Raw genomic sequence first — 23,720 nt, 5'->3', positions numbered from 1 at the left:
TTGGGAGCGGCCACTCGTGGGCCTTTCCGCGACCCCCTTCAAGGGCAGCATCGGTGACACGGAGAGAACCCAGCAGCTTGCGGCCCGATTTGGGCACAACCGCCTGTACGCGTTCGAAACTGACGCGTACAAGCACTTGGTGGGCCTAGGTGTCCTCGCTAGCGTCAAGCACGAAGTCTTGCCCGGCGTCGACGTGATCCTGAGTGCCAGCGAACAAGCGGGGATCCGCTCGTCACACGTGATCGATCGCGTCCTCTACGAGCGTCTCGGTCGAAGTGAAGCCCGTATGAAGATCCTCGTCGAGCACATCATGGACCAGGATCCTGAGTGGCCGATCCTCGTGTTCACTCCGAGCGTTCTATCTGCACAGGTCCTCGCTGCTTCTCTTCGATATCGGGGTATCAAGGCCGAGTCGGTTAGCGGCCAGACCGGCCGCCAACAGCGTCGCGATGTCATCAAGCGATTCCAGAAAGGTGAGATCAAGGTCCTCGCCAACTGCGACCTCCTTATCCAAGGTTTTGACGCCCCCGGTGTGCGGGCTCTCTACATCGCGCGCCCCACCTTCAGTCCGAGCGCCTACATCCAGATGGCTGGCCGCGGTCTGCGAGGCCCGAAAAATGGCGGCAAGGAAGAGTGCCTCATTGTCGATGTTGCCGATAACTGGGGTGCCATGAATGATTTCCTCGGATACCACGACTACGCCCAGCTGTGGACGGAGCAGCAGGGGTGATCCTGGTACCCGCACTTGCGGACATAGAAAGTCGCGCTTCCAGCAACGCCGAGCGCACGGTGGCGCGACTGTTGCGTGACGTCGAGGGTGACCCTGACGCCGTCGCCTTCCACTCTGTTGATCTCCGCTCCCACGCCTACAAGCAGCAGGCCGAGGCGGATTTCGTCGTGCTGTGGAGGGGCGTCGTCGTAGTGATCGAGGTCAAGGGCGGCGGCGTACGAAGGCATGATGGCGTCTGGTATTCAATCGACCGACGAGGCGACTGGCATAAGTTGTCGGGCTCCCCGATGGAACAGGCCCGTTCTGCGGCCTACGCGTTGCGGGACATCCTGCGAGAAGAGGGCGCAGGCTGGTTCGCTCACGAGGCCGTGGTCATCACCCCTGACATCGACTCCCCACCGAGCGCGGTCGGTTGGCTCCCGACGCACTGGCTCGCACGCGACGATATGAGCGCCGCAGGCCTTCAAGGCGCGCTCGACGGGGTGGTCCGAAACGGACGGATAGCACCGAACGGACAGAAGCGCGCGCGGATGGGCGACCTGCGGTCGCGGTTGTTCGGAGAGTTCACCAGGATGCCCGTGATCGACGCCCGGCGGGGAGCCGTCCTCGAAGAGCAGAGTCGTGCCACCGCAGGTCAGTCGCGCGTTCTGGCAGCACTTGCCCGCAACCCTCGCGTGCTCGTGTTCGGGGGTGCAGGAACTGGCAAGTCGTTGGTACTCGTTGAGGCAGCTAAGCAGGAGGCCGACCAGGGAAGGTCGGTCCTCATCACCTTCCACTCGCCAGCTCTAACGGGCTTCTTCAAGCCACATATCGCGGGTCGGAGCATTGACCTAGTTGCGTTCCACGAGTTGCCGAACGAAAGGGCATACGACGTAGTCCTCGTCGACGAGGCGCAGGACATGATGACCGCCGACGCGATGGACCGAATCGATACGCTGATTGCTGGCGGACGTGCAGATGGTCGATGGCGAATGTTCCTTGACCCGAACAACCAGGCGCACGTCGACGGCGCGTACGACAAAGACGTCGCCGACCTGATCGCCTCCGAGGCGATCATCGTCGATCTCGACCTCAACGTTCGAAATACCAAAGCGATCGTGCACGTCGTCCAGGAATACCTCGGGGCGGATGTGGGTGATCCAGGGATTGTTCACGGCGAGAAGGTTCAGTGGTGTACGCCGCTGGGCGAGGCCCAGATTGGCGCTGCGGATCGGGTCGCACAACAGATCGTTGCGGATGGCGCCCATCGGTCCGACGTCTGGATAATTAGCACAACGTCGGACGCTCCGCCCACGACAAGCCCTGAGGGGTTCGTCGTAACGAGTCCTAGGTACGCGAAAGGACTGGAGGCGGAGCACGTCGTCGTCTTCGACCTACCCCAGACGTACGACGAAGCCGCGAACGCTGCCCTCTACGTTGCCCTCACACGAGCCCGCGTGTCACTGCACATCATCACATCGAAGCGCGACAAGCGGAATCTGCAGCAACTCTTGAAGGATCGGATGTTCGCGAAGTGAGTCTGACCAGTTCCCAGCAAGCGGCGTTAGACCATCTGCGGAAAGCTTATGTCGGCCCGGAGGGCGGCGACGAGGAGGTCGTCTGGAACCCGCCAAATCGGCGATACGCCGTCGGCATGCTCTTCCCGCAAGAGGCCATCGACCGCTCCGAGAGCGAGCATGCGGACGACCTTGACATCGAGGCTGAGGTCGAAACACCTGGGGAGGTCGAAGAACGGGGCGCCGCGGTGCCCGTCTCAGAGGAGTGGAGACCCTCTTCCGTGGCGATCTCTTTCGTCACTGATCGCGCGACGGCGGTATGCAATCTTGCCGGCGGGACCTACGAGGCAGTCGAGGGAGACGGCCCGCCGAGATGGCGGCGTCGACCCTTCTTCGTGGAAGACCTAGAAATGCGCCGCGGTCGAGGCCCCCACCAAATCAGTGTGAATGGTGTAGGGGTCGAAGTCGGGTCTCGTTGGCGCGCATATGGCTCCGTCTACCTCGCGACGGTATTCGTTCGCGTCAGGGAAGAGTCTAGTGGAGACGACCGTTTCGATATCTCGAAAATGCTCTACCAGGTTGCGCTCAGCGTCACCCTGAAGGATGGCGGGCGATTTCTCGAGTACGACCCCGCTCGATCCTTTGACGTGGACGACGAAGCCGCCGAGCTGAGGCTTCGATATCGCGACCGCAAGGTGTACGCGGTCGGCCATGGCATGGCGGCAGACTGGACATTCGAGGAAGATCTGTGCACCCGCATCTGGCTCGATCCGGTGCCCTCATTCGTGGTGCCTGCAGTCGAGACGCTCGCCCTTGAAGCCGATACCCCGGAAGCCGGTGCACTCGAGCTCGCCCACCTCGCAAAGCTCGACGCAAACCCGGATGTTGTCCTGGCGTCACTGGAGGCGTTCGTCGACGCCTTCGGACTCTGGGTGTCGGAGCAGGACCAGCGTGTCGTTGGCTTCGGGGCCGACCAGAACGTGGCTCGGCGTATCGTCGATCGATCGGAGAGGGCCGTCACGCGGATGCGGGAGTCGATCGCGCTCCTGCGCCAGCCAGACCAGGGTCATATCCGGACGTCCTTCGCGCTTGGTATGGCCGCGATGCGCCTTCAGATGCGTCAGTCGGAGATGAACCAGGGTGGCGAGAGCGGCGAGCCCCGGTGGCGCCCTTTCCAGCTCGGCTTCCTGCTCGTGACGCTCTCCTCGACGATCGACGAGACTCACGCTGATCGCAAACTGGTCGACCTGATCTGGTTCCCGACCGGTGGCGGCAAGACCGAGGCTTACCTGGGGCTTGCTGCGATCGAGATCTTCCGTCGTCGTCTTCTGTACGGCGTATCGGGCGGTGGGACCGCGGTCATAACGAGGTACACGCTTCGCCTTCTAACTGCCCAGCAGTTCCAGAGGGCGGCGTCCCTCGTTTGCGCGATGGAACTTTTGCGACGGCCGGGTGAATTCGGTGACGCACGGGTTCGCAATATGGTTCCGTTCAGCATTGGTCTCTGGGTCGGCAACGAGGTGACACCAGGAAGCCGGATCGAAGCCAAGGCCGATCTCGAGCGTCTCTATAAAGCTGCGCGACCCGAGGAGGCTAACCAGTTCCAGGTCGAAAGTTGCCCGTGGTGCGGTATCGCCTTGTTGCCGGCGTCGAGGTCGGAGGATAGGTCGAAGTATGGTGTCCGACTCGTCGGTCGTGACGTGCTGGTGCACTGCACTAGCCGAGACTGCCACTTCAGCGACGAGCTGCCAGTAGTGGTCGTCGACGAGCTGATCTACGAGCAGCCGCCGACCATCCTGCTAGCCACAGTGGACAAGTTTGCCCGGCTGCAATTCAACCCCGATGCCAGCAGGATCCTCGGCTTGGGCACTACCTATCGCCAGCCTTCCATGATTATCCAAGACGAGCTTCATTTGCTGTCGGGGCCGCTGGGCACCACCGTCGCGGTCTTCGACGCGGTGATTCAATTGCTGCTCAGTCGAGGCGGCTCGACCCCAAAGATCGTCGCCTCGACGGCGACCATCCGAGCATCGGATGAGCAGGTGAAGGGTCTTTACGGCCGCAAGGTCGCGCTCTATCCGCCGTCTGGACTGGACGGCGACCGCACCTTCTTCTCCCAGCCTGTGAGCAGCGGCGTGGGCCGCCTCTACGTGGGGCTGATGCCGCAAGCGCTGTCCCAGATGTCCGCTGTCGTCGCGGCGGCAGCGCCACTCCTCGAGATCCCGGAGGTCCTTGAAGCGGACGTGGACGACACGTCCACCCGCGACGCCTATTGGACGGCAGTGATGTACCACAACAGCCTGCGCGAGCTCGGTCGCACTGGCACGCTGGTGGTCGATGACGTCAACAGCCGACTCAGGCCCCGTGCCGAGCGTCTTGGGCTATCCCTGCGTCGGGTGCGCGCTGACAAGGTCCTTGAGCTCACAAGCCGCCGCGGTCCCGAGGAGCTCCCGAACGACCTGCGTGCACTGAAGCGCCGTGCAGATGAGTCGGATGACGCGATCGACGTGGTGCTCTCATCCAACATGCTGTCGGTCGGCATAGACATCCCTCGGCTAGCGCTGATGCTGATGGTGGGCCAGCCCAGGACGACGGCCGAGTACATCCAGGCGACCAGTCGAGTCGGCCGAGGTGCCGTCCGCGGCATCGTGACCACGCTTTTCCGCTCCAACCGAGCTCGAGATCGATCGCACTTCGAAACCTTTAGGGGGTACCACGAGGCGCTCTATCGTAGTGTCGAGCCGACTAGTGTGACGCCATGGTCGTTGGCGTCCCGCGACCGTTCCCTCGCGGGGGCGCTCGTCACGCTTCTGCGCCACACGATTTCATCGCTGACTGAGAACGCAGGCGCTTCCCGGATGGACTTGAACGACGCCGACCTGAAGGCGCAGATCGAGACGTTGGTGAGTCACTTCTTGGCGATCGTGAATGACTCCGACACGAGCGAGACGGCCAACACCGACGCGGCGGTGTGGGAGTTGCTGCGGGAATGGGACAACCGAGCCCAACGCGCTCGACTTGACGGCGCGAGACTTCTCTACGACCGCAAGGGCGCAGACGACGCGGCCCTCTTCAAGAGATTCGGTCAATCCGGCGAGGGATGGCTCGTGGCGGACTCTATGCGGTCGGTCGAGCCGGGTGTCGCAATCGACGTACGCGAGCCATTTGAGGAGTGATTCCGTGGAACGGATCAAGCATGACCTGAGGCTGTCGGAGACCGTCATCCCCTTCGGCGTCGGCGCGATTGTAGACATCCGCGGTGCGTCGCTCATCGCGCCCGACACTTCCTGGTGGGACAGGAAGTACGCCGCCGAGATTAAATGCGAGCGCCTCGTGGACCGACTAGGTCCCAGCGTTTTGCTCGAGGCACCAACCCACGCCGGTCGTGCGGGAGAAGCGACCAAGGGCCTCCTGTACTGGCGTTTCCCGGAATGGCGATTCTGTGAACGCTGCACTCGCCTTTCGCGCAAGACCGCGAAGGATAAGGGAAAGTGGGCCAACGTCTGCGCCAATTGCAAGGGCGCGCTGGTACCGATGCGATATGTCGCCGTCTGCGAACGGGGAAGCCACATCCAGGACATCCCATGGTTTCAGTGGGCGCACCGCGGCCACGACAGCGGCGTCACCGAGACCGTCCGGCACTGTCGGGCCTACAAGGAGCTCAGGTTCGTTCGTACCGCCACGCACGGTGAGGGTCTCAAGTCGCTGCGAGTCACCTGCGGCGGCTGCGGCCGGTCGCGGCCGCTCTCGGACCTCGTGGCTACCGAGTCGCTCAAGCGTGACGGCGTCCGTTGCGAGGGGCGACAGCCTTGGGAGGATGAAAAGGACGGTGACCCGTGCGAGCACAACCTCGTCGCAGTTCAGCGTGGTGCTACGGGCAACTACATCGCCGAGCGAATCTCAGCCCTCGACATTCCAGAGGATAAGCCGAGGTCAATCAGCGGGACCGACGCAATTCGCGGGCACATGTTCTTCGAGAAGGTCGTCGCTGACAACGGTGGACCGCAAGCCGAGATGGTGGCCGGCTGGATCGCGAACGAACTCGGTGTCACGCCGGACAAGGTTCTGGCCGTCGCCGCAGCTGACGACGACGTGGACGACGCTGTTCTTCTAAACCTTAAGGACGGCGAATGGGCGGCATTTTTGAATAAGTTGGACAAGCACGCGCGCGATACAAGCGAAGGTGACTTCGTGGTCGACGGCTGGCGAATCGATCAATCAGAGGGAACCTCCCAGGCAGTTGCCGACCTCATTGCTGGCATCGGTCAAGTTCGCCGCGTCCGCGAGGTGCGGGCGCTCAGAGGGTTCAGGCGTCGCAGCGCTGATGCTTCGATGGTCTCGGCTGATCTAGGTTTCGACGCCAGGCGCCAGCCAGCGTACCCCGCTATCGAAATGTATGGCGAAGGCATCTTCATCCGCTTTAACGAGGAGCGGATCAGCGAGTGGGAGAGCCAGCCCGCCGTTCAAGCACGCGCTCGGCTCCTGACAGAGCGACGAACTGTGACGCCTTGGGCGCATCGCCTCGATCTACCGGAACCAAGATTCATTGCCCTGCATACGGTCGCGCACCTTCTCATTCGACGCCTCGCCTTCGCCAGCGGCTACTCCTCCGCATCACTTCAGGAGCGGATCTATTCCAACTCGGATCGTGTCGACCGGACCGCCGGGGTTCTGATCTACACCGCAGCCGGCGATGCACAAGGGACCCTGGGCGGCCTTGTCAGACTGGGTCAACCCGAGAAGCTGGTGCCGCTGCTCACCGCCGCCCTGGACGACGCTGACTACTGCTCCAACGATCCCGTTTGCATCGAGAGTGACCGACAAGGCACAGGAAGTCTCAACCTGTCCGCCTGCCATGGTTGCGCACTGATCAGTGAGACCTCGTGCGAGACCTCGAACCGGCTCCTTGACCGCCAGCTCGTTCTGGGCGGGCGCAACGTTCAAGGTTTGTTCGAGGGCGTTCTCAAGCAGGCACGAGCCGAAATCCGTATTAGGTGATGGGCAAGTCGGCAGCGGTGGGCCGGCACCCTGAACCAGCGTCCAGGCCGGAGGCTCGCGCGCTAGCAGTGGCGGCCATCAACACGGATATTTGCCGAGAGGTCACACGGACGACGCGCCGGGCGAAGACACCTGCTTCGGTGGGGCTCCCAGAAATTTGCGAGACCGCCACGGATAAGATCCTGAGGTGGCACAGGTACCACCCGACTCGGGGCCGAGCACCGAGCCGATCACGGTCCTCGACCTCTTCGCAGGATGCGGCGGACTCACCGAGGGATTCCACCAGTTCCGGCCGGGTGCTGGCGGCTGGCCGGTGTTCCGCAGCGTCGGCGCTGTTGAGTGGGACAGGGATGCCGCTGCGTCCTACGCCGTTAACTTCGGGAAAGCGTCCTCGAGGCACGCGTACTTCCAGCCGCCTCAGATCTTCTGTCGGGATATCGTGGGCTGGAGGCCCTCCTGGTTGCATGACGAGGTCGATGTCGTTGTCGGCGGACCGCCATGCCAGGGTTTCTCCGGGCTCAACAGAGAGGGCGTTGGAGCCGAGCGAAATAAGCTCTGGCAGGAGTTCATCCGGGTCGTCGTCGAGGTGCAGCCCAAGGTCTTCGTGATCGAGAACGTCGATCGATTCGTGCGCTCACCGGAGTTTGCCGACCTACAGGCACGAATCGGCAACGGCGACCTGAAGAACTACGAGCTTCGCGAACCCCCTCACACTACAGCTGGCGACTCCAAAAGGCAGCGGGCGCGACTTTATCTGCTAAACGCCGCCGACTACGGTGCGATGCAAGTACGTCATCGGGCGATCGTGATCGGCGTGCGTACCGATGTCGACGATCTACGTCCTATTCGGATGCGCTACCCGATGCCGACACACTCGAAGGCTCGCGTGGACAACCCAGCGCAGCCCGGCGGGTTGCGGATCGCTGGCCCACGGCCAGCATGGATCACGGTGGGTGCTCTCTTCGGACAGACCTCCCAGATGATGCTGTCCGGGACGAAGCTGCCAGCCAATCGCCGATGTCGAATCGTCGAACTGCAGTCCGATCGGAGGGTCCCCGTCGATTTCGAGGGCCCGTTCCGCACCTCGGAGCTGCACTTCACCAGAAACCCAGAGCCGATATCGCTAGCTCGCTACGAGGCCATTCCGCCAGCCGGTAATAGAAAGGATCTGAGAGGGCGATATGTGTGTCGGTTTGAGGACGGTAGCCATGTCATCCTGGAGAAGGTGGGAGCGTGGCGTGACCCCGACGGGGGTCTTGACCCGCTCGGTGTCTACCGGAAGGTGGTGGGTGGCAAGCCCGTACCGGACTGCATTTTTCACGTCCACCTTGAGGACGGGAACGGCCTACTCGTACGCGAACGCACCGGGCGAGACAAGGCCCAAGCATTCCGCGTTTTGGCCTTCCAGCGCGGCAGCGGCCGCCGGGCCGTTCTCGAGTACCTTTCCACGGACTCGTGGGACGCTCACGATGCAGGTGCCGCCGATGTCATGGGCCGCATGAGTCCGATCGCGCCGTCGGTGACTATCCGTACGGAGTTTTTCAAACCGGAGAAAGGTCGATACCTTCATCCAATCGCCAACCGACCGATTACCCACTACGAGGCCGCGAAAATTCAAGGATTCCCCGACGATTTTCTATGGTGCGGATCCAAGACCGCGATCGCAAAGCAGATCGGCAATGCTGTGCCGGTCCCATTGGGAGTGGCCATCGCGCAGGCGATCTACGAGTATCTGCGGCCGAGTCGGCCCTGAGTCGCGGTGGCGCGCTGCATAGGCACGGCGGCAGCAGGGGGGTGATCCTCTTATGACCAAGCGATCTTGGGCCTCGAGCGCCCAGGTTCGGCGGAGCATGCAGGCGAACCAGTGGCGCGACACGAAACCGGAGCTGGCAATTCGCAGAGTCGTGTACGCATCGGGTTTGCGCTACCGCGTCGATGCCCGACCGTTGAAGGAGCTCAATCGTCGCGCCGACCTGGTCTTTCTCGGGGCCAAGGTCGCCGTTTTCGTCGACGGCTGTTTCTGGCACGGGTGTCCCCAGCACTACACCGTCGCGATCGCGAACGCGGAGTTCTGGGCAGAAAAGGTACGTCGCAATCGCGAACGGGACATTGAGACGAATGAGGCTCTTGTGGCAGCAGGGTGGGTCGTGATTCGGGTGTGGGAGCATGAAGATCCGAATGCTGCGGCCGGTCAAGTGGCTGAAACCGTGCGCGGACGCTCTCGTTCGGCTTCTCGCCGTGGCGCCCCACTAACCGCCCCGTGCTCCAACCGACCGCGTTCTGTCGAGCTGCCCCTCTAGATGCGGGCACCCGTACTTGGACCGCGGCACTCGACAGTTGCCGAGGTCACTTGACAGGCCGGTAATGCCCAACGTCCGGACGAGCTTGTCCATCCGCCGCGTGGTGACCCCGAGCAAGTACCAAGTTCCCACCACGCTCGTGAGTGCGCGTTCGGCCCTCTCGCAGGCGTTCGAACAACCACCCCAGATTAGTAGACCCTCGCCACAGCTTCGGACGGCGACGTCAAGGGTCCCAACACGGGTGTCGAGATCGCCGTGCCGGAAGCGACCACGGGAGTTGCCCGCTCCGGTCCGTCGCGGTACCGGCGCCGCACACCACCTGCGCCGACAGTAGCGAGTTGACGAATGGGTCAGCAGGTCCGTCGTCCAGCACTACTCTGCTGGACTCCACTCCGGCAGCTACTGAAGGGCTGAGCACACAGCGCCCGCTCAGGGCGTGTGTACCCGGTGGCCAATCGCGGTGAGCAGCCTCATGGGGGATGACTTCTGCAACCCTGACTGCCCCCACCGCCACCAGCCCTGCGGTTCACCGCACCCGCCTGGACTGGCTCGACGGACTGCGCGCCATCGCTGCGCTGCTGGTGGTGGTGCAGCACTTCGGCACGCTTGCGCTCGTGCCCGGTGGCGACTGGCTACGACAGCACTGCGACCTGGGCATTTACGGGGTGATGCTCTTCTTCCTGGTCAGCGGTTACATCGTCCCGGTGTCGCTGGAGCGGAGCGGCGACGTACGCGCCTTCTGGATCGGTCGAATCTTCCGGCTCTATCCGCTCTTGATCGTCCTGGTCGTGGTGGGCTGGCTGATGCCGGATGACCAGTCCGCGCTCTACCCGTCGGTCTTCGATCACACCGGTTGGAACACCCTGGCCAATCTCACCCTGATGTCGGAATTCACCGGGGCCCACCGGTTCACCTCCGTGATGTGGACCCTTAGCTACGAGATGGTGTTCTACTTCCTGATCAGCGCGTTCTTCGTGCTGGGAGTGCGTCGTGCCAGCACACCGGCCGCGCTCAGCGCAGCGGCTGCTGCGGTGCTCGGCGGCGGTGTTATCAGTGCCCAGATGCTGACGGGTCCGACCTGGACTACAGCCACCCAACTCCTGATCGCTGCCGTGAGCGCCGCCGTCATCGGCGGTCTGGGGCTGGTGTGCACCGGCCGCAGCCGCCAGGGGGCGGTGCTCCTGGCTGTGACCGGCCTGGCCGCGCTGGCGTTGAACGCTCGAGCACCGTTCTTCGAAAGCGCCGTGATTCTGGCGACGATGTTTGCCGGCACCGTGATCTACCGGACCCAGCACGGTCGCCTCGATCGACGTACGGGCATCGCCGTCGTCCTGGTCGTTGCACTGGCGGCTGCGCTGAGCGGCTTCCTCTTCGACCGCGGGGTCCGGACTGGTTCCAGCCTGAGCCCGAACTGGCAGGCGTTCGTGGTCGCCTACGTGGCCGCGTGGGTCACGTTCGCGGTGGCCCTTGCTGCCCGGCATCGTCGCTGGCCGCGCGCGGTGACCTGGCTCGGCCAGGTCAGCTACTCGGTGTACCTGGTGCACATGGTCGTCTACTTCGCCTCCGCCTGGCTGGCCACCCACGTGCTGCGTCTGCCCACCGGAACTCCGGGCCGCTGGTTGGTCTTCGCCGTGCAGCTGACGGCGATCCTGGTGGTCAGCGGCTGGACGTTCCGCTGGATCGAGCGACCGGGTCAGCGCCTCGGGCGTTACCTCAGCGCAATGCCTCCGCGAGGGTCTGCAGTCCTCGCAGCGGGTCCGGCCAGTAGGTGACCCCCTGCACCAGCAGTGAGGTCACCACGGTCGGCTCCCATCGGCTGAACTGCTCGCGGACCCGCGCCGCCGGGCCGACGAGCGCGACGTCGTCGACCATCTCCATCGGGATGGCGGCGGCGGCTTCGTCCTTGCGGCCCTCCAGGTAGAGGTCCTGCACCTGCGCGCAGACGTCCTCCCAGCCCATCCGGACGAAGACGTCCAGGTGGAAGTTCTGCCCGCGCGCCCCCATGCCGCCGACGTACAGCGCCAGGTTGCGTCGGATGAGGTCGGCCGCCCCGTCCACGTCGTCGGCGATGACGACCGGGACCGAGGCATGCACCTCGAAATCCGTTGCCGTACGCCGTGCCCCGGGTTGCGCGAAGCCCTCGGCCAGCGCCGCCCGGTAGAAGTCGTCGCTACGCGGGGAGAAGAACAGCGGCAGCCAGCCGTCCGCGATCTCGGCGGCCAGCGCGACGTTCTTGGGGCCCTCGGCACCCAGGAAGATCGGCAGATCGGTGCGGTAGGGGTGCAACGTCGAACGCAGCGGCTTGCCCAGGCCCGTGCCACCATCGGTCAGCGGCAGCGGATAGTGCGGTCCGGCGGAGGTGACGACCTCGCGGGCGATGGTGCGCCGCACGATGTCGATGTATTCGCGAGTGCGGGCCAACGGCTTGGGGTAGCTCTGGCCGTACCAGCCCTCGACGACCTGCGGCCCGGAGACGCCGAGTCCGAGGATGAACCGACCACCGGAGAGGTGATCCAAGGTCATCGCTGCCATGGCAGTGGCGGTCGGAGTCCGGGCTGACAACTGGATCACGTTGGTGCCCAGGCGGATCTGCTTGGTCGATGCACCCCACCAGGCCAATGGGGTCAGTGCGTCGGAGCCGTAGGCCTCGGCACTGTAGATCGCATCGAAACCCAGGTCGTCGGCCGCGCGGACGATCTCCTGCGCGTGCTCCGGCGGGCCGGCCGACCAGTACCCGAGGTGGATCCCCAGCTTCACGGCGACACCGAGGTCGGCAACGCCGTGTCGTTGCGCAGCGCCTCGAACAGAGCCAGCGCCTTCGTCTTGTCCCACAGCAGCACGTCACCCACATTAGTGCTGGCGTTGCCCGCAATCGGGACCTGCACGGAAGTTCCGTTGGACGAGATCCCCTTCAGCGCCCACACCGTCTTCAACGCCATCCAGGGCGACATCTCGTTGTCGACGGCCAGCCCCTGCGCGCCGGAGACACCGATGCTGTGCAGCTTCCACGGCATCAGCACGTTGGTCGGGCTGGCGATCTTGCTCATCAGTGCGGCGAGGAACTCGCGCTGGTGCTTGGCCCGGGCCAGGTCGCCCTCGGCGAACGCGTGCCGCGAGCGCACGTAGCCCAGTGCGTCCTTGCCGTTGAGGGTCTGGCAACCGGCGGGCAGGTCGATGTGGGCGTAGTCGTCCTTGACCGCTTCGGGCAAGCACATCCGCACCCCACCGACGGCGTTCACGACACCCGCAAACCCGCCGAAACCGATCTCCATGTAACCGTCGATCCGCAGGCCGGTGGCGTCCTCGAGGGTCTCGATGAGCAACGGTGCGCCGCCGAAGGCGAACGAGGCGTTGATCTTGTTGCGGCCGTGGCCCGGGATCGGCACGTAGCTGTCGCGGGGGAAGCTGACCAGGGTCGGCTGGCCGGAGGAGGGCAGGTGCAGCAGCATGATCGAGTCGGTGTGCGCGCTGCCTTCGCTCACGTTGGAGCCACCGGTGCCGAGGTCGTGAGCTTCCTCACTGCTGAGGCCGGCCCGCGAGTCGGAGCCGACCAGCAACACGTTGGTGCCCGACCCCGCCGCGGGGCGGTCCCCGGTGGGGAAGGCCGCGATCTTGTCGACCGCACCCCACGCGCTGAATCCCGCCCACGCCAGCAGCCCCAGCCACAGGGCGATGACCAGGCCCATCGCCACGAGGATGCGCCGCCACAGGTACTTGCGGGGCAGCTTTCTACGTGCAGGTGCAGGTGCAGTCGCCGGCTGCGGTGCCGGCCGGTTCGGTCCAGCGGGCCGGACCGGCATCGTGCGGGTGGCCTGCTGGGGTTGCGTAGACGGCAGTCGGTGGCGCACCGGGATCGGTTGCGCTCTCTGGTCGTCGGATCCGCTCACGCAGGCGAGGGTAACCGGCCAACCTGGCTGGTCCGGGTAGCCTTGCCGGGTGCTGGACGAGAGTGGGCTGGGAGTTTCGGTGATCATGCCGATTCTGAACGAGGAACGGCACCTGAAGGAATCGGTCGATGCGATCCTGGCCCAGGAGTACGCCGGTCCGATCGAAGTGATCCTGGCCCTCGGCCCGTCGCACGACCGCACCGATGAGGTCGCGGCCGCGCTGGCCGCCCAGGACCCACGCATCGTGCTGGTTGACAACCCCTCAGGGCGGACCCCGGAGGGCCTCAACGCCGCGATCGCCAAGTCGCAGTACCCCGTGGTCGCGCGGGTCGACGGGCACGGAATTCTCTCGCCGGGTTACCTCACCACCGCCGTGCGCACGTTGGCGCAGCAGCAGGCCGCGAACGTCGGCGGAATCATGGACGCCGAGGGCACCAGCGACTTCGAGCGTGCGGTGGCGTGTGCGATGAAGAGCAAGATCGGTGTCGGCGGGGTCAAGTTCAAACAAGGTGGCGCACCGGGACCCGCCGAGACGGTGTACCTCGGGGTGTTCGATCGCATCTGGCTGGACCGGGTCGGCGGTTATGACCCGCGCTACATCCGCGCCCAGGACTGGGAGATGAACTACCGGATCCGGCAGGCCGACGGGCTGGTGTGGTTCACCCCGGACCTGAAGGTCACCTATCGGCCGCGCGGTTCGTTCCGGGCGTTGGCAACCCAGTACAAGCAGTACGGCACCTGGCGGCGCGTCGTGGCCCGCGAGCATCGCGGTTCGATCAACCTGCGCTACCTCGCGCCCCCCACCGCCCTGGTGGCGATCGCCGGCGGGACGCTGGGCGGTCTGGTCTGGCGACCGCTATGGGTCATCCCACTGGGTTACGTCGGAGCTGTTGGGGTGGGTGGCCTGGCCATCTCGCGCGGGCAGGCGCCGAAGGTGCGGGCGCTGCTACCCGGCGTACTGGCCACCATGCATCTGTCCTGGGGGTGGGGATTCCTCACCAGCCGGGTACGGCTACCAGAAACCACCCAGGGGACATCCAGCAACTGACGGGTAGCCTGACCCGGCACGCCCGACCACGTAAGGATCACACGTCAATGCTCGAACGTCTCCGCAGGATCGTCGAATACCGCAAGGTGCTCGGCACACTCGTCCGGCGGGATCTGCGCGTCCGGTACGCCCGCAGTGTCCTGGGCTACCTGTGGACGCTGATCGACCCGTTGGCGATGACGCTGGTCTATTGGTTCGTCTTCGGTGTCATCTACAGCATCAAAACGACCGGTTCGCACGACATCGCGCACAGCCGCTCCCAGGGCGCGCCGTATGTGGTGTTCCTGTTGGCCGGTCTGCTCGCCTGGAACTGGTTCAACAACTCGATCAACGAGACCGCGCGCGCGCTCTACTCCGAGCGCTTGCTGGTGCGTTCGACCAACCTGCCGCGGGAACTGTGGGTCATCCGGGTCGTCATCGCCAAGGGCATCGAGCACCTGATGTCGCTGCCCATCCTGATCGCCTTCATCCTGCTCTTCGCGGTCACCGGTGATCAGATCCACCTCAACTGGCGCTTCGTGCTGTGGATACCGGCGTTGATCCTGGAGTTCTTCCTGTGCGTCGGTCTTGGTCTGGTCATGGCGCCGGTGACGGCGCTGGTCGATGACTTCATCCGGATCGTGCGGATCATGCTGCGGATGGGTTTCTACCTGACCCCGATCGTCTACTCCGTCGGCATGCTGGACAAGGAACACGCCTGGGCGAAACTGATCCTGCAGTTCAACCCGCTGACCGGCATCAACGACATGTATCGCCTGGGCTTCCTCAGCACCGAGATCCGGCCGGACTACTTCGCCTGGGCGACCTGCACGGGCATCACGGTCTTCTGGCTGTTCTTCGGCATGTGGGTTTTCCGTAGGCTCGAATCCCCGGTTCTCAAGGAGATCTGAGATGACCGATCAGTCGCCACCCCTCGGCCCGATCGGTGAGCCGATCATGGGCGAGAACGGCAAACTGCGCTGGCGCCCGATCCGCAAGGCCAACGACCCCGCGGGTTACGACCCCGAGCACAAGCATCACATCGACGACTACGACCTGCCGCCCGTCGAGTCGACGGTCACCTGGAAGACCAAGCCCGGTGAGCCGGTCATCGAGGTCGAGGATTTGGGCATCGAGTTCCTGCGTGGGCGCAAACGGAACCTGTCGTTGCGGGAGATCGTCTTCACCGGCAAGAGCGCGCACAAGCGGGATACGTTCTGGGCGTTGCGCAATCTCAACTTCCGAGTCGGCCGCGGTGAAGCCGTCGGTCTGGTCGGCGGCAACGGTGGTGGCAAGTCCACGCTGCTGAAGTTGATCGCCGGCACGCTGCTTCCCGACGAGGGCCGGGCGAAGGTGCACGAGGGGGTTGCGCCGCTGATCGAACTCACCGGTGGCTTCGTCGGCGAACTCAGCGCTCGGGAGAACATCTACCTCACGGCCGGCTTGCACGGCATGAGCAAGGAGCAGGTGGAGGAGCGCTGGGACGACATCGTGGACTTCGCCGGTCCGCAGGTGCGGGCTGGTTTGGACGTCCCGTACCGGCACTTCAGCTCCGGTATGCAGGTGCGGCTCGGATTCGCCGTCATCACCTGCCTGGACGAACCGATCATCCTGGTCGATGAGGTGCTGGCCGTCGGCGACGCGGCCTTCCGGGAGAAGTGCTACAACCGGATGGAAAGCCTGCTGGATCAGGGCAGAACGCTCTTCCTGGTCTCGCACTCCGGCCCGGACCTGCTGCGGTTCTGCACCCGCGGGCTCTACCTCAACGGCGGGCACCTCGTCGGCGACGGACCGATGGACGAAATCATGGACCGGTACCTGTCCGAGTTGATGGGCGACAACTACCAGTTGCCCACCGACGAAGAAGTGACCGACCGGCGGCTCAAGCGCACCGACGACCAGATCAAACGCCGGCTCAAGCGCGAAGCCGAGCGCACGGCGATCCAGAACGAGGCCGATCGGCGCCGGGCGGTCGGCTAGGCCAAGGGCAGCCCTTCGGCCAGGAGCCGCGCCGCCCTCTTGTCGACATCCTCGTTCCGCAGCAGGATCACCGATCCGTCACGCGCGTACGTCGTCAGGAGCGTCTGGGCCAGATCCCCGGTGACCAGCACCCGGGGGGTCTGTCGGGGGGCGGTCGCCAGCAACGCGGCGTACGGCACCTGCGCGCCGCCCAGGTCGACGGCCAGATCCTCCGGTGCCGGATCGACGTACGCCGTGAACGCGTCCGGCTGGCTGGTGATGTCCGAGGGGGCGAGGGAAGCTTCGGGCTCGGACAGGTCCGCGGTCGGGTCGTCCAACCCGATCCGGATGTCCGCGTCCGGATCGTCGCTGAGGACTGCGCCCACCGCCCAGGTGGCCAGGATCCAGTAGACCGCTCGCCAGTGGTCGGCGGGGAGGTCGACGTGCACGCTCGTGCCCGGTCCTGCGTCCATCTCGTCCTGCAACCAGTTGGCCGCCTTGTTGACCCAGCGCAGCACGGTCGAGCCGGACAACTCGATGCGTTCGCCGGTGGCGTCGTTGTAGTAGGTGACCCGTGGCCGGGCGTTGTCGGCCGCGAGGTTGCGCAGCAGCGGGATCACAGCTGCGCCCGGATGTCGTCGAGCAGACCCATGATCGCGGCCGTCTCGGCCAGCGGCAGCAACGGCGACTCGCGACGGTCATCGGCGACCAGTTGCGCGAAATGCGTTGCCTCATAGACCAATCCCTCATGTCGGCGCAGCGGGCCGGGGTCGATCGTCGTCGTGTCGCCGTCCCGCGTGACCAGCGTGATGGGGGTGGGGGTGTAGAAGTCGGCGGCGAACTCCAGGCGGGCCTGCGTGCCGCTGATGGAGGCCGTGGTGGGCGTGCGGGCGAACAGCGTGGTGTCCAGGACCGCCGTCGCAGCGTCCCGGGTGGCCACGATGCTCACGTGACCGTCGACGCCGGTCGGTGCCGGGCGGCCACTGGCCCGGATAAGTAGCGCGGTGCCGAGGGCGAACGCGGCGAACGACACCGGGTAGATACCCAGGTCGAGGAGCGCCCCACCAGCCAGATCCGGGTTGAACAGGCGATGCTGCGGGTCGTAGGCGAACCACTGACCGTGATCGGCGTACACCGCTTCGAGCTGCCCCAACGCACCGTCGGCGAGCAGCTGGCGTACGACGTCGTGGCCCGGTAGGAACCGGGTCCACATCGCCTCCATACAGGTGACGTTGTGGTTGCCGGCGGCCTCGATGAGTTGCCGGGCCTGCCCCGCGTCGACGGTGAAGGCCTTCTCCACCAGGACGTGCTTACCTGCCTCGATCGCGATCAGCGCCTGCTCGAGATGGCTGGAGTGCGGGGACGCGACGTAGACCGCGTCCACCCTCGGGTCGGCGCACATCGCGGCCAGATCGTCGTACGCCCGCTCGACGCCGAACTCGCGCGCAAAACCGTCCGCCCGTTCCTGCGAACGGGAGGCGACCGCCACGACCCGTTGGCGGGAGTTCGCGTGCATGGTGGCGGCCATCGTGGCGGCGATGCCGCCGGGGGCACTGAAACCCCAACGCAGCGGCGGCGCGGTCGTCGGGTCCGGGGTGCGGCTGCGAGGCAACGTGATCACAATCCGATAGTTTCATCAACCGTGGCCACCCGCGTTCTTCTGCAGTCCCGACTGTCCTCGTCCCGCCTGCCCGGCAAGGCGTTACTCACGGTCGCCGGTCAGCCCGTCGTGGCGCTCGCGGCCCGACGGGCCGGCAACACCGGACTCGATGTCGTGGTGGCGACCAGCGATCAGCCCGAGGACGACGCCATCGCCGACGCCCTGGGTGAGATCGGGGTCGCGGTGTTCCGCGGTTCCCTGCACGACCCGCTCCGACGGTTCTACGACGCGACACGGGATCTGGCCGACGACGACCTGGTGGTCCGACTGACCGGCGACAACGTGGTCCCGGACGGGTCGTTCGTGCAACAGATGATCGACGACATGCACGCGGCGGGGGAGCGCTACATCCGCGTCGCGGTCACCGACATCACCGGCCTCGGCGCCGAGGTGTTCAGCGCCGGCCTCCTGCGCCAGGCCCACCGGATCGCCACCGATCCGTACGACCGAGAGCACGTCACGCCCTGGATCCGGCGGCACACCGCGGATCTGTCCGTGAACCCGCCCCTGACCGGACCGGTCAAGCGGCTGCGCTGCACCATCGACACGCTGCGCGACTTCACCGTCGCGGCCCGGGCCCTGCGCGGATTGCCCGATCCGCTCGCAGTTCCGTGGCGGGTCCTGCTGGATCGCTTCGTCGAGGCCGGTGGCGCGGTGCCCTCACCGCTGCCCGGCACCACGGCCAATCCGATCGGCCAAGGGCCGTGGGTGTTGGATGCAGCCGGGCTCGGCGGCGGGATCGACCTGGCCAAGGTCGCCCGGGTGTTGGATGCGGCCGCGATGGCGGGGGTCACGCACGTCTACACCGACGTGACGTACGGCGATGCCCCGGCCCGGATCGGCCAGAGCCTGGCGCACGGCCTGAGTGAGCGACTGTCGGTGGTGGCGCAGGTCGCCCCGCTGTCCGCGCTGCCGGACAGCGCGTCCGCCGGGTGGGCCGCCGCCGAGGTCGAAGCATCGGTCTACAACACGCTGCGTGAGTTGCAGAGCAAGTCGGTGGACGCGTTGCTGCTGCCGTGGACGGCGTGGACGTCGTGGTCCGGTGGTGGCGCCGCCGCACTGCTGGCGCTTCAAGAGCAGGGCCGTTGCCGGGTGGTCGGTGTCGCCCTCGACGACCCGTCGCAGCTGGCGGCGGCGTTCGCCGATCCGCGGATCGGGTACGTGCGGATCCCGGCGGCCTGGCGGAACTCGTTCTCCGACGCACCGGCAGAGCTGATCATCACCTGTGCGGACTCGGCGGCTCGGGGGTTCCCGCGCGTGACCTCGGTGTCCCTGCCTGCCGTCTCGGTGGAGCAGGTGGAGCAACAGGCGGCCTCGTTCGCCGTGAGCTGACTCAGATCAGGCTCAACAACGCGTCCGCGACCCGCTGGCGGCCGCGGCCGTCGACCAACTGCTGGCCGCGCGCGGCCAGCGCGGTCCGGCGGTCCGTCTGGTCCAGCAATGAGCGCAACGTCGTCGCTGCGGCCGCCCGGTCAAAGGAGTCCAGGTGGCCCAACCCGGCGACCACCTCCCGGCGCACCGCCTCGTCGTAGCCGGCTTGCTGGTTGTCCACGACGCAGACCAGCGCGGTCGGGATTCCGAGGCAGAGGAACTCCCAGACCGAGGAACCGGATGCGCTGACGACCAGGTCCGAGTCGGCTGCCAACGCCGCCAACTGGGGCGTTGACGGCACGACCCGCAGTTCCTGGCCGTCCCTGACCGGCAGCGATCGCAACGCACTGGCGATTTCTGCCCGGGCCGCGACAGCAGTGATCCGCAGCGGCAGGGCGGTGTCCATGAGCGCCGGAACGACGACGGGCGCTGCCGCATAGGGGTCGGTGCCGCCGAACACCGCCAGGACCCGGTGCGCAGCCGACGGCGCGGCGGGCGAGGCCGTGTTTCGGCGGAGGGCGAGGACGTCGTCGCGGAAGAGCGCGTACTGGATCCCGGCCAGGGCCCGGGGGGAGTGGGGTTGGGCGCCGAGGTTCTGATCGACGTACAGGTCGGCGTCCTGTTCGGTGCCGAAGGAGTAGTCGACCATGGCCAGCACCGGGAGGTCCGCGGCGCGCAGGGTGGCGCCCGTGGTGGGGTCCAGGTGATAGCCGTCGAGCACCAGCGCCGACGCGCCGGCGTCGAGCGCGGCGTCCCGCAGCGCCCGCGGGTCGGCGGGCACCGAACGCACGGCCAACTGCCGGTCAGCCAGCAGGTCCACCAGCCAGGGGGTGTCCGTGAGCGTGCCCCAGACCTGCACCGACACGCCACGGGCGCGCAGCTCGTCGGCGAGCGCCAGTTGCCGCATGACGTGACCCACGCCATACGTGCCGCCGCCGTCGCACCGCAACACGACAAGCGGGCGGTTCATGGGCGTCCTTCAGATGACGGGAACGGGGGCGGCCAAATGCTAGCCTCTACGGTGGTCTGGCTGCCGTGTCGGCCGCCTCTACCGAGCACCTCCAGCGAGTGAGAAGAGTACGTAAGCGTGAGCATCCTGCAGGGTTCGTCCATCCTGATCACCGGTGGTACCGGTTCCTTCGGCAAGGCCTTGATCACCCGGCTCCTCGACGATGTCGGGCCGAAGCGGATCGTCATCTACTCCCGCGACGAGCTCAAGCAGTGGGAGGTCCGTCAGCAGTTCGGCGACGACCCGCGTCTGCGGTGGTTCATCGGTGACGTGCGCGACCTGCCGCGGCTGGAGCGCGCCATGCACCAGGTCGACTACGTGGTGCACGCTGCGGCGTTGAAGCAGGTCGACACCGGCGAGTACAACCCGTTCGAGTTCGTCAAGACCAACGTGATGGGCAGCCAGAACGTCGTCGAGGCGTCCATCGACGCGGGCGTGAAGAAGGTCGTGGCGCTGTCCACCGACAAGGCGTCCAGCCCGATCAACCTGTACGGCGCGACCAAGCTGACCGCCGACAAGATCTTCATCCTGGGCAACCACTACGCCGCCGCGTACGAGACCCGGTTCGCCGTGGTCCGCTACGGCAACGTCACGGGCTCACGCGGATCGATCATCCCCAAGTTCCGGGCGCTGCACGCTGCGGGCGAGTCGCTGCCGATCACCGATCTGCGCTGCACCCGGTTCCTGATCACGCTGCCGCAGGCCGTCCAGATGGTGCTGGACACCTTCGAGATGATGCAGGGCGGCGAGCTGGTCGTGCCGCACATCCCCTCCCACAAGGTCACGGACCTGGCCCAAGCCATCGCACCGGGCGCCAAGATGCACGACATCGGCCTGCGCCCCGGGGAGAAGCTGCACGAGGAAATGATCTCCCCGGAGGAGGGCCGCCGGGCGGTCATCGTCCAGGACGGCAAGTACTACGTCCTCGAGCCGGAGCTGGCGACCTGGGGATACAAGCCCATCGAGAACGCCGTGCCGGTGCCCGAGGGATTCCACTGCTCCTCGGACAAGAACGACTTGTGGTACTCCGCTGAGGACATCCGCCGCGTCCTGGAGTCGGGAGTCTGATGCTCCCGTACGGGCGGCAATCGATCGACGAGAACGACATCGCCGCGGTCGCTGAAGTGCTGCGCGGAAACTGGTTGACCACCGGGCCGGCGGTCGCGCAGTTCGAGAAGGACGTCGCGGCCGTGGCCGGCGTGCCTGGCCCCGCGGTTGCGGTGACGTCCGGCACGGCAGCCCTGCACACGGCGTACGCCGCTTCAGGGGTCGGGCCCGGGGACGAAGTGATCACCACACCGTTGACCTTCTTCGCCACGGCGACCACCGCGATGTGGCAGGGCGCCCGGGTGGTCTTCGCGGACGTCAGCGAGGACACCGGCAACCTCGACCCCGACGCCGCCGCGGCCGCGGTCACCGATCGCACCAAGGTCATCGCCGGCGTCGATTACGGCGGCCACCCGATCGATGCGCCCGCGCTGGCCAAGGTGGCCCACGACGCAGGGGCGGTGCTGCTCGAGGACGCCGCGCACAGTGTTGGCGGATCGTTGGACGGTGTGCCGGTCGGAGCGCTGGCCGACCTGACCACCTTCTCGTTCTTCCCCACCAAGAACCTCACCACCGCCGAGGGCGGCGCGGTCGTCTCACCCAGTGACGAACTTCTCGCTGCGGCAAGGAATTTCAAAGGGATCGGGTACACCCGCGACGAGGCCAAGCTGCGGGTAACCGATGAAGGTCCGTGGTACTACGAGGTGCACAGTCTCGGCCTGAACTACCGGTTGCCGGATGTGCTGGCGGCCCTCGGGTCCTCGCAGCTAGGCCGGCTCGCCCAGTTCAAGGCGCGGCGGCAGGAGATCACCGACCGCTACAACGCCGCACTCGCAGACATCGACGTGCTGCGCACCCCCGCCCACCGGGCCGGGGCCGAGCCGGTGTGGCATCTGTATCCGCTGCGGATCCTCGATGGCCGTCGCCGGGAGCTGTTCGAGCATCTGCACGCGGACGGAATCGGGGTCCAGGTCAACTACATCCCGGTCCACACCCAACCGATCTTCGCCGACCTCGGCTGGCGCAAGGGTCAGTTCCCGATCGCCGAGGCGTACTCGGCCCAGGAGATCAGCCTGCCGATGTTCCCCGACCTCACCGACGCCGACGTGGACCGGGTGATCGACTCGGTGCGCACGTTCGTGGGGGCGTAATGCATCACGCGAACCACTTCTACGGGCATGCGCACATCATGGCCCGGTACGTCGGCCTGGAGGAACCGCCCCGGATGTGGGGTTACCTCCAGCACGGCTGGAACATGCACGACGGTTTCGCCGTCGGCACCGTGTTCGCGCCGCGCTACCCCAAGTTCGTGTGGTCGCAGGCGTGCGCCCGCCGCGGCTGGGCCGACGGGTTGCGTGACTACGTCACCGTCGGTGCGCCCTGGCTGTATCTGCTGGAGTTGGAGAAGCAGCAGGACTGGTTGGCCGGTCAGCCGGAGCGCGAGGGCACGATCGTCTATCCCTTCCACGGCTGGGAGGGGCAACAAGTCGTCGGCAGTCACACCGAATACGTCGAAGAGATCAAGGCGGCCGAGGGGGACGTGCCGATCACGGTCTGTTTGCACTGGAACGAGTACGACAACCCGGAAGTACGCCGCGAGTACGAAGAGGCCGGTGTGCGGGTGATCACGCACGGCCAGCGGGGCTATCTGTGGCAGGACACCGATGTTGCCTTCCTCTATCGGCAGCTACACGAGATGCGCCGACACAAGCGGGTGGTCTCCAATCGGATGAGTAGCGCGGTGCTCTACGGAGCGACCGCCGGCAACGAGGTCGGGGTCTACGGCGACCCGATGGAACTCGAGGCGGATCACGCGATCCTGGGTGGTGCGAGCAAGCCGCGTCGGATGTGGCCCCAGATGCACCAGTTCTCGATCCCCCGTGACTACGCATATGGCGTCGCCGCCGATGAGCTCGGACTGGACCACGTGCTGCCGGAGACCGAGATCATCGACGTCTTCGGCTGGGGCGATGTACTGACTCATCCGCTCCCGCCGCCGCCGGCGCCGCCGTTGGACGAGAAGCACATCAACCGCGCCAGTTCCCGCCGGGCCCGGGTCAATGCGCACCGCGCACCGGTCGACGCCGAGTCCTCCGACGGCCTCGTCAGTGACGTGGACGAGCCAGTGGTCGAGGTCGCGGCGGAGACGACCGAGCAACCGGAGCCGTCGACGGCCACGGAGCCGGTCCGCACCGATGCGGAACCGTCGACCCCGGGCGTCGTGTCCTGACCGGTC

Annotated in this window: 20 protein-coding genes; 14 read left to right on the top strand and 6 right to left on the bottom strand. The window is 65.9% G+C overall.

The features are described from left to right. Positions 1 to 16: 16 nt before the first annotated feature. From DR843_RS20390 to DR843_RS10900, 6 genes are all read left to right on the top strand, one after another. Positions 17 to 730 carry a DEAD/DEAH box helicase gene (locus DR843_RS20390; RefSeq protein WP_211310225.1) on the top strand — a complete coding sequence of 238 codons (714 nt, stop codon included), beginning with the start codon at positions 17 to 19 and terminating at the stop codon, positions 728 to 730. Then, positions 709 to 2,247 carry a nuclease-related domain-containing DEAD/DEAH box helicase gene (locus tag DR843_RS10920; RefSeq protein ID WP_342767180.1) on the top strand — a complete coding sequence of 513 codons (1,539 nt, stop codon included), beginning with the start codon at positions 709 to 711 and terminating at the stop codon, positions 2,245 to 2,247. Before DR843_RS20390 ends, DR843_RS10920 begins: the two co-directional genes overlap by 22 nt. Beyond that, positions 2,244 to 5,402, top strand: coding sequence for a helicase-related protein (locus tag DR843_RS10915; RefSeq protein ID WP_109685771.1), 3,159 nt, complete (start codon positions 2,244 to 2,246; stop codon positions 5,400 to 5,402). Before DR843_RS10920 ends, DR843_RS10915 begins: the two co-directional genes overlap by 4 nt. Before the next feature lie 4 nt (positions 5,403 to 5,406). Next, positions 5,407 to 7,224, top strand: coding sequence for a DUF1998 domain-containing protein (gene drmB, locus DR843_RS10910; protein WP_109685769.1), 1,818 nt, complete (start codon positions 5,407 to 5,409; stop codon positions 7,222 to 7,224). A 187-nt stretch (positions 7,225 to 7,411) separates the two neighbouring features. After that, on the top strand, positions 7,412 to 8,977 hold the full coding sequence (locus DR843_RS20385; RefSeq protein ID WP_211310223.1) for a DNA cytosine methyltransferase: 1,566 nt from the start codon (positions 7,412 to 7,414) through the stop codon (positions 8,975 to 8,977). Between the two features lie 52 nt (positions 8,978 to 9,029). Then, entirely contained in the window at positions 9,030 to 9,524 is a 495-nt protein-coding gene (locus DR843_RS10900) for a very short patch repair endonuclease (protein ID WP_109685767.1), read from the top strand. On the opposite strand, the gene DR843_RS10895 is transcribed toward DR843_RS10900, so the two are convergent. Beyond that, a complete protein-coding gene (locus DR843_RS10895) occupies positions 9,474 to 9,878 on the bottom strand; it encodes a transposase (protein WP_245934231.1) in 405 nt (134 codons plus the stop codon). The genes DR843_RS10900 and DR843_RS10895 overlap by 51 nt on opposite strands. Before the next feature lie 125 nt (positions 9,879 to 10,003). Between DR843_RS10895 and DR843_RS10890 the strand changes: the two genes are divergently transcribed. Continuing rightward, complete coding sequence (locus tag DR843_RS10890; protein ID WP_109685761.1) at positions 10,004 to 11,296, top strand: acyltransferase family protein; 1,293 nt, start codon at positions 10,004 to 10,006, stop codon at positions 11,294 to 11,296. On the opposite strand, the gene DR843_RS10885 is transcribed toward DR843_RS10890, so the two are convergent. Both DR843_RS10885 and DR843_RS10880 read right to left on the bottom strand, forming a co-directional pair. Beyond that, a complete protein-coding gene (locus DR843_RS10885; RefSeq protein ID WP_109685759.1) occupies positions 11,238 to 12,281 on the bottom strand; it encodes an LLM class F420-dependent oxidoreductase in 1,044 nt (347 codons plus the stop codon). The two genes, DR843_RS10890 and DR843_RS10885, sit on opposite strands and share 59 nt — an antisense overlap. Continuing rightward, a complete protein-coding gene (locus DR843_RS10880; protein WP_245934089.1) occupies positions 12,278 to 13,411 on the bottom strand; it encodes an LCP family protein in 1,134 nt (377 codons plus the stop codon). Before DR843_RS10880 ends, DR843_RS10885 begins: the two co-directional genes overlap by 4 nt. Positions 13,412 to 13,460: 49 nt before the next feature. Here DR843_RS10880 and DR843_RS10875 point away from each other — a divergent pair, with 49 nt between their 5' ends. From DR843_RS10875 to DR843_RS10865, 3 genes are read left to right on the top strand one after another with little or no spacing between them, the layout of a single operon-like run. Then, positions 13,461 to 14,459 (top strand): glycosyltransferase family 2 protein, encoded by a 999-nt coding sequence (locus tag DR843_RS10875; RefSeq protein ID WP_425451555.1) that lies wholly within the window; start codon positions 13,461 to 13,463, stop codon positions 14,457 to 14,459. A 47-nt stretch (positions 14,460 to 14,506) separates the two neighbouring features. After that, positions 14,507 to 15,349: an ABC transporter permease gene (locus DR843_RS10870; RefSeq protein WP_109685757.1), complete on the top strand. Its 843-nt coding sequence runs from the start codon at positions 14,507 to 14,509 to the stop codon at positions 15,347 to 15,349. A 1-nt stretch (position 15,350) separates the two neighbouring features. Beyond that, positions 15,351 to 16,418, top strand: coding sequence for an ABC transporter ATP-binding protein (locus DR843_RS10865; protein ID WP_342767179.1), 1,068 nt, complete (start codon positions 15,351 to 15,353; stop codon positions 16,416 to 16,418). Here DR843_RS10865 and DR843_RS10860 read toward each other — a convergent pair. After that, on the bottom strand, positions 16,415 to 17,017 hold the full coding sequence (locus tag DR843_RS10860; RefSeq protein WP_109685755.1) for a TIGR03089 family protein: 603 nt from the start codon (positions 17,015 to 17,017) through the stop codon (positions 16,415 to 16,417). The genes DR843_RS10865 and DR843_RS10860 overlap by 4 nt on opposite strands. Continuing rightward, positions 17,014 to 18,018, bottom strand: coding sequence for a Gfo/Idh/MocA family protein (locus DR843_RS10855; RefSeq protein ID WP_245934088.1), 1,005 nt, complete (start codon positions 18,016 to 18,018; stop codon positions 17,014 to 17,016). The genes DR843_RS10860 and DR843_RS10855 overlap by 4 nt, the downstream gene beginning before the upstream one ends. 21 nt (positions 18,019 to 18,039) lie before the next feature. Here DR843_RS10855 and DR843_RS10850 point away from each other — a divergent pair, with 21 nt between their 5' ends. Continuing rightward, positions 18,040 to 19,389 (top strand): aldo/keto reductase, encoded by a 1,350-nt coding sequence (locus DR843_RS10850; RefSeq protein ID WP_170119838.1) that lies wholly within the window; start codon positions 18,040 to 18,042, stop codon positions 19,387 to 19,389. Between the two features lies 1 nt (position 19,390). Here the strand turns inward: DR843_RS10850 and DR843_RS10845 are convergent, their stop codons facing one another. Continuing rightward, the gene (locus DR843_RS10845; protein WP_109685752.1) at positions 19,391 to 20,398 is read right to left on the bottom strand and encodes a PseG/SpsG family protein; all 1,008 of its coding nucleotides are present in this window, start codon (positions 20,396 to 20,398) and stop codon (positions 19,391 to 19,393) included. Positions 20,399 to 20,515: 117 nt separating this feature from the next. Between DR843_RS10845 and pseB the strand changes: the two genes are divergently transcribed. From pseB to DR843_RS10830, 3 genes are read left to right on the top strand one after another with little or no spacing between them, the layout of a single operon-like run. After that, on the top strand, positions 20,516 to 21,505 hold the full coding sequence (gene pseB, locus DR843_RS10840; protein WP_109685750.1) for a UDP-N-acetylglucosamine 4,6-dehydratase (inverting): 990 nt from the start codon (positions 20,516 to 20,518) through the stop codon (positions 21,503 to 21,505). Then, complete coding sequence (locus tag DR843_RS10835) at positions 21,505 to 22,635, top strand: DegT/DnrJ/EryC1/StrS family aminotransferase (RefSeq protein WP_109685748.1); 1,131 nt, start codon at positions 21,505 to 21,507, stop codon at positions 22,633 to 22,635. Before pseB ends, DR843_RS10835 begins: the two co-directional genes overlap by 1 nt. After that, a complete protein-coding gene (locus DR843_RS10830) occupies positions 22,635 to 23,714 on the top strand; it encodes a hypothetical protein (RefSeq protein ID WP_174888828.1) in 1,080 nt (359 codons plus the stop codon). Before DR843_RS10835 ends, DR843_RS10830 begins: the two co-directional genes overlap by 1 nt. Positions 23,715 to 23,720 lie beyond the last annotated feature (6 nt).

This window comes from Branchiibius hedensis, assembly GCF_900108585.1.
GTDB lineage: Bacteria > Actinomycetota > Actinomycetes > Actinomycetales > Dermatophilaceae > Branchiibius > Branchiibius hedensis.
Note: the sequence above shows the minus strand (reverse complement) of the source record. Positions and strands in the feature narration are given on the sequence as shown.

Coding starts and splice junctions, on each gene's coding strand:
- DR843_RS10830 (WP_174888828.1), top strand. CDS start 22,635: ATGCATCACGCGAACCACTTCTACGGGCATGCGCACATCATGGCCCGG.
- DR843_RS10845 (WP_109685752.1), bottom strand. CDS start 20,398: ATGAACCGCCCGCTTGTCGTGTTGCGGTGCGACGGCGGCGGCACGTAT.
- DR843_RS10900 (WP_109685767.1), top strand. CDS start 9,030: ATGACCAAGCGATCTTGGGCCTCGAGCGCCCAGGTTCGGCGGAGCATG.
- DR843_RS10835 (WP_109685748.1), top strand. CDS start 21,505: ATGCTCCCGTACGGGCGGCAATCGATCGACGAGAACGACATCGCCGCG.
- DR843_RS10865 (WP_342767179.1), top strand. CDS start 15,351: ATGACCGATCAGTCGCCACCCCTCGGCCCGATCGGTGAGCCGATCATG.
- DR843_RS10890 (WP_109685761.1), top strand. CDS start 10,004: ATGACTTCTGCAACCCTGACTGCCCCCACCGCCACCAGCCCTGCGGTT.
- DR843_RS10870 (WP_109685757.1), top strand. CDS start 14,507: ATGCTCGAACGTCTCCGCAGGATCGTCGAATACCGCAAGGTGCTCGGC.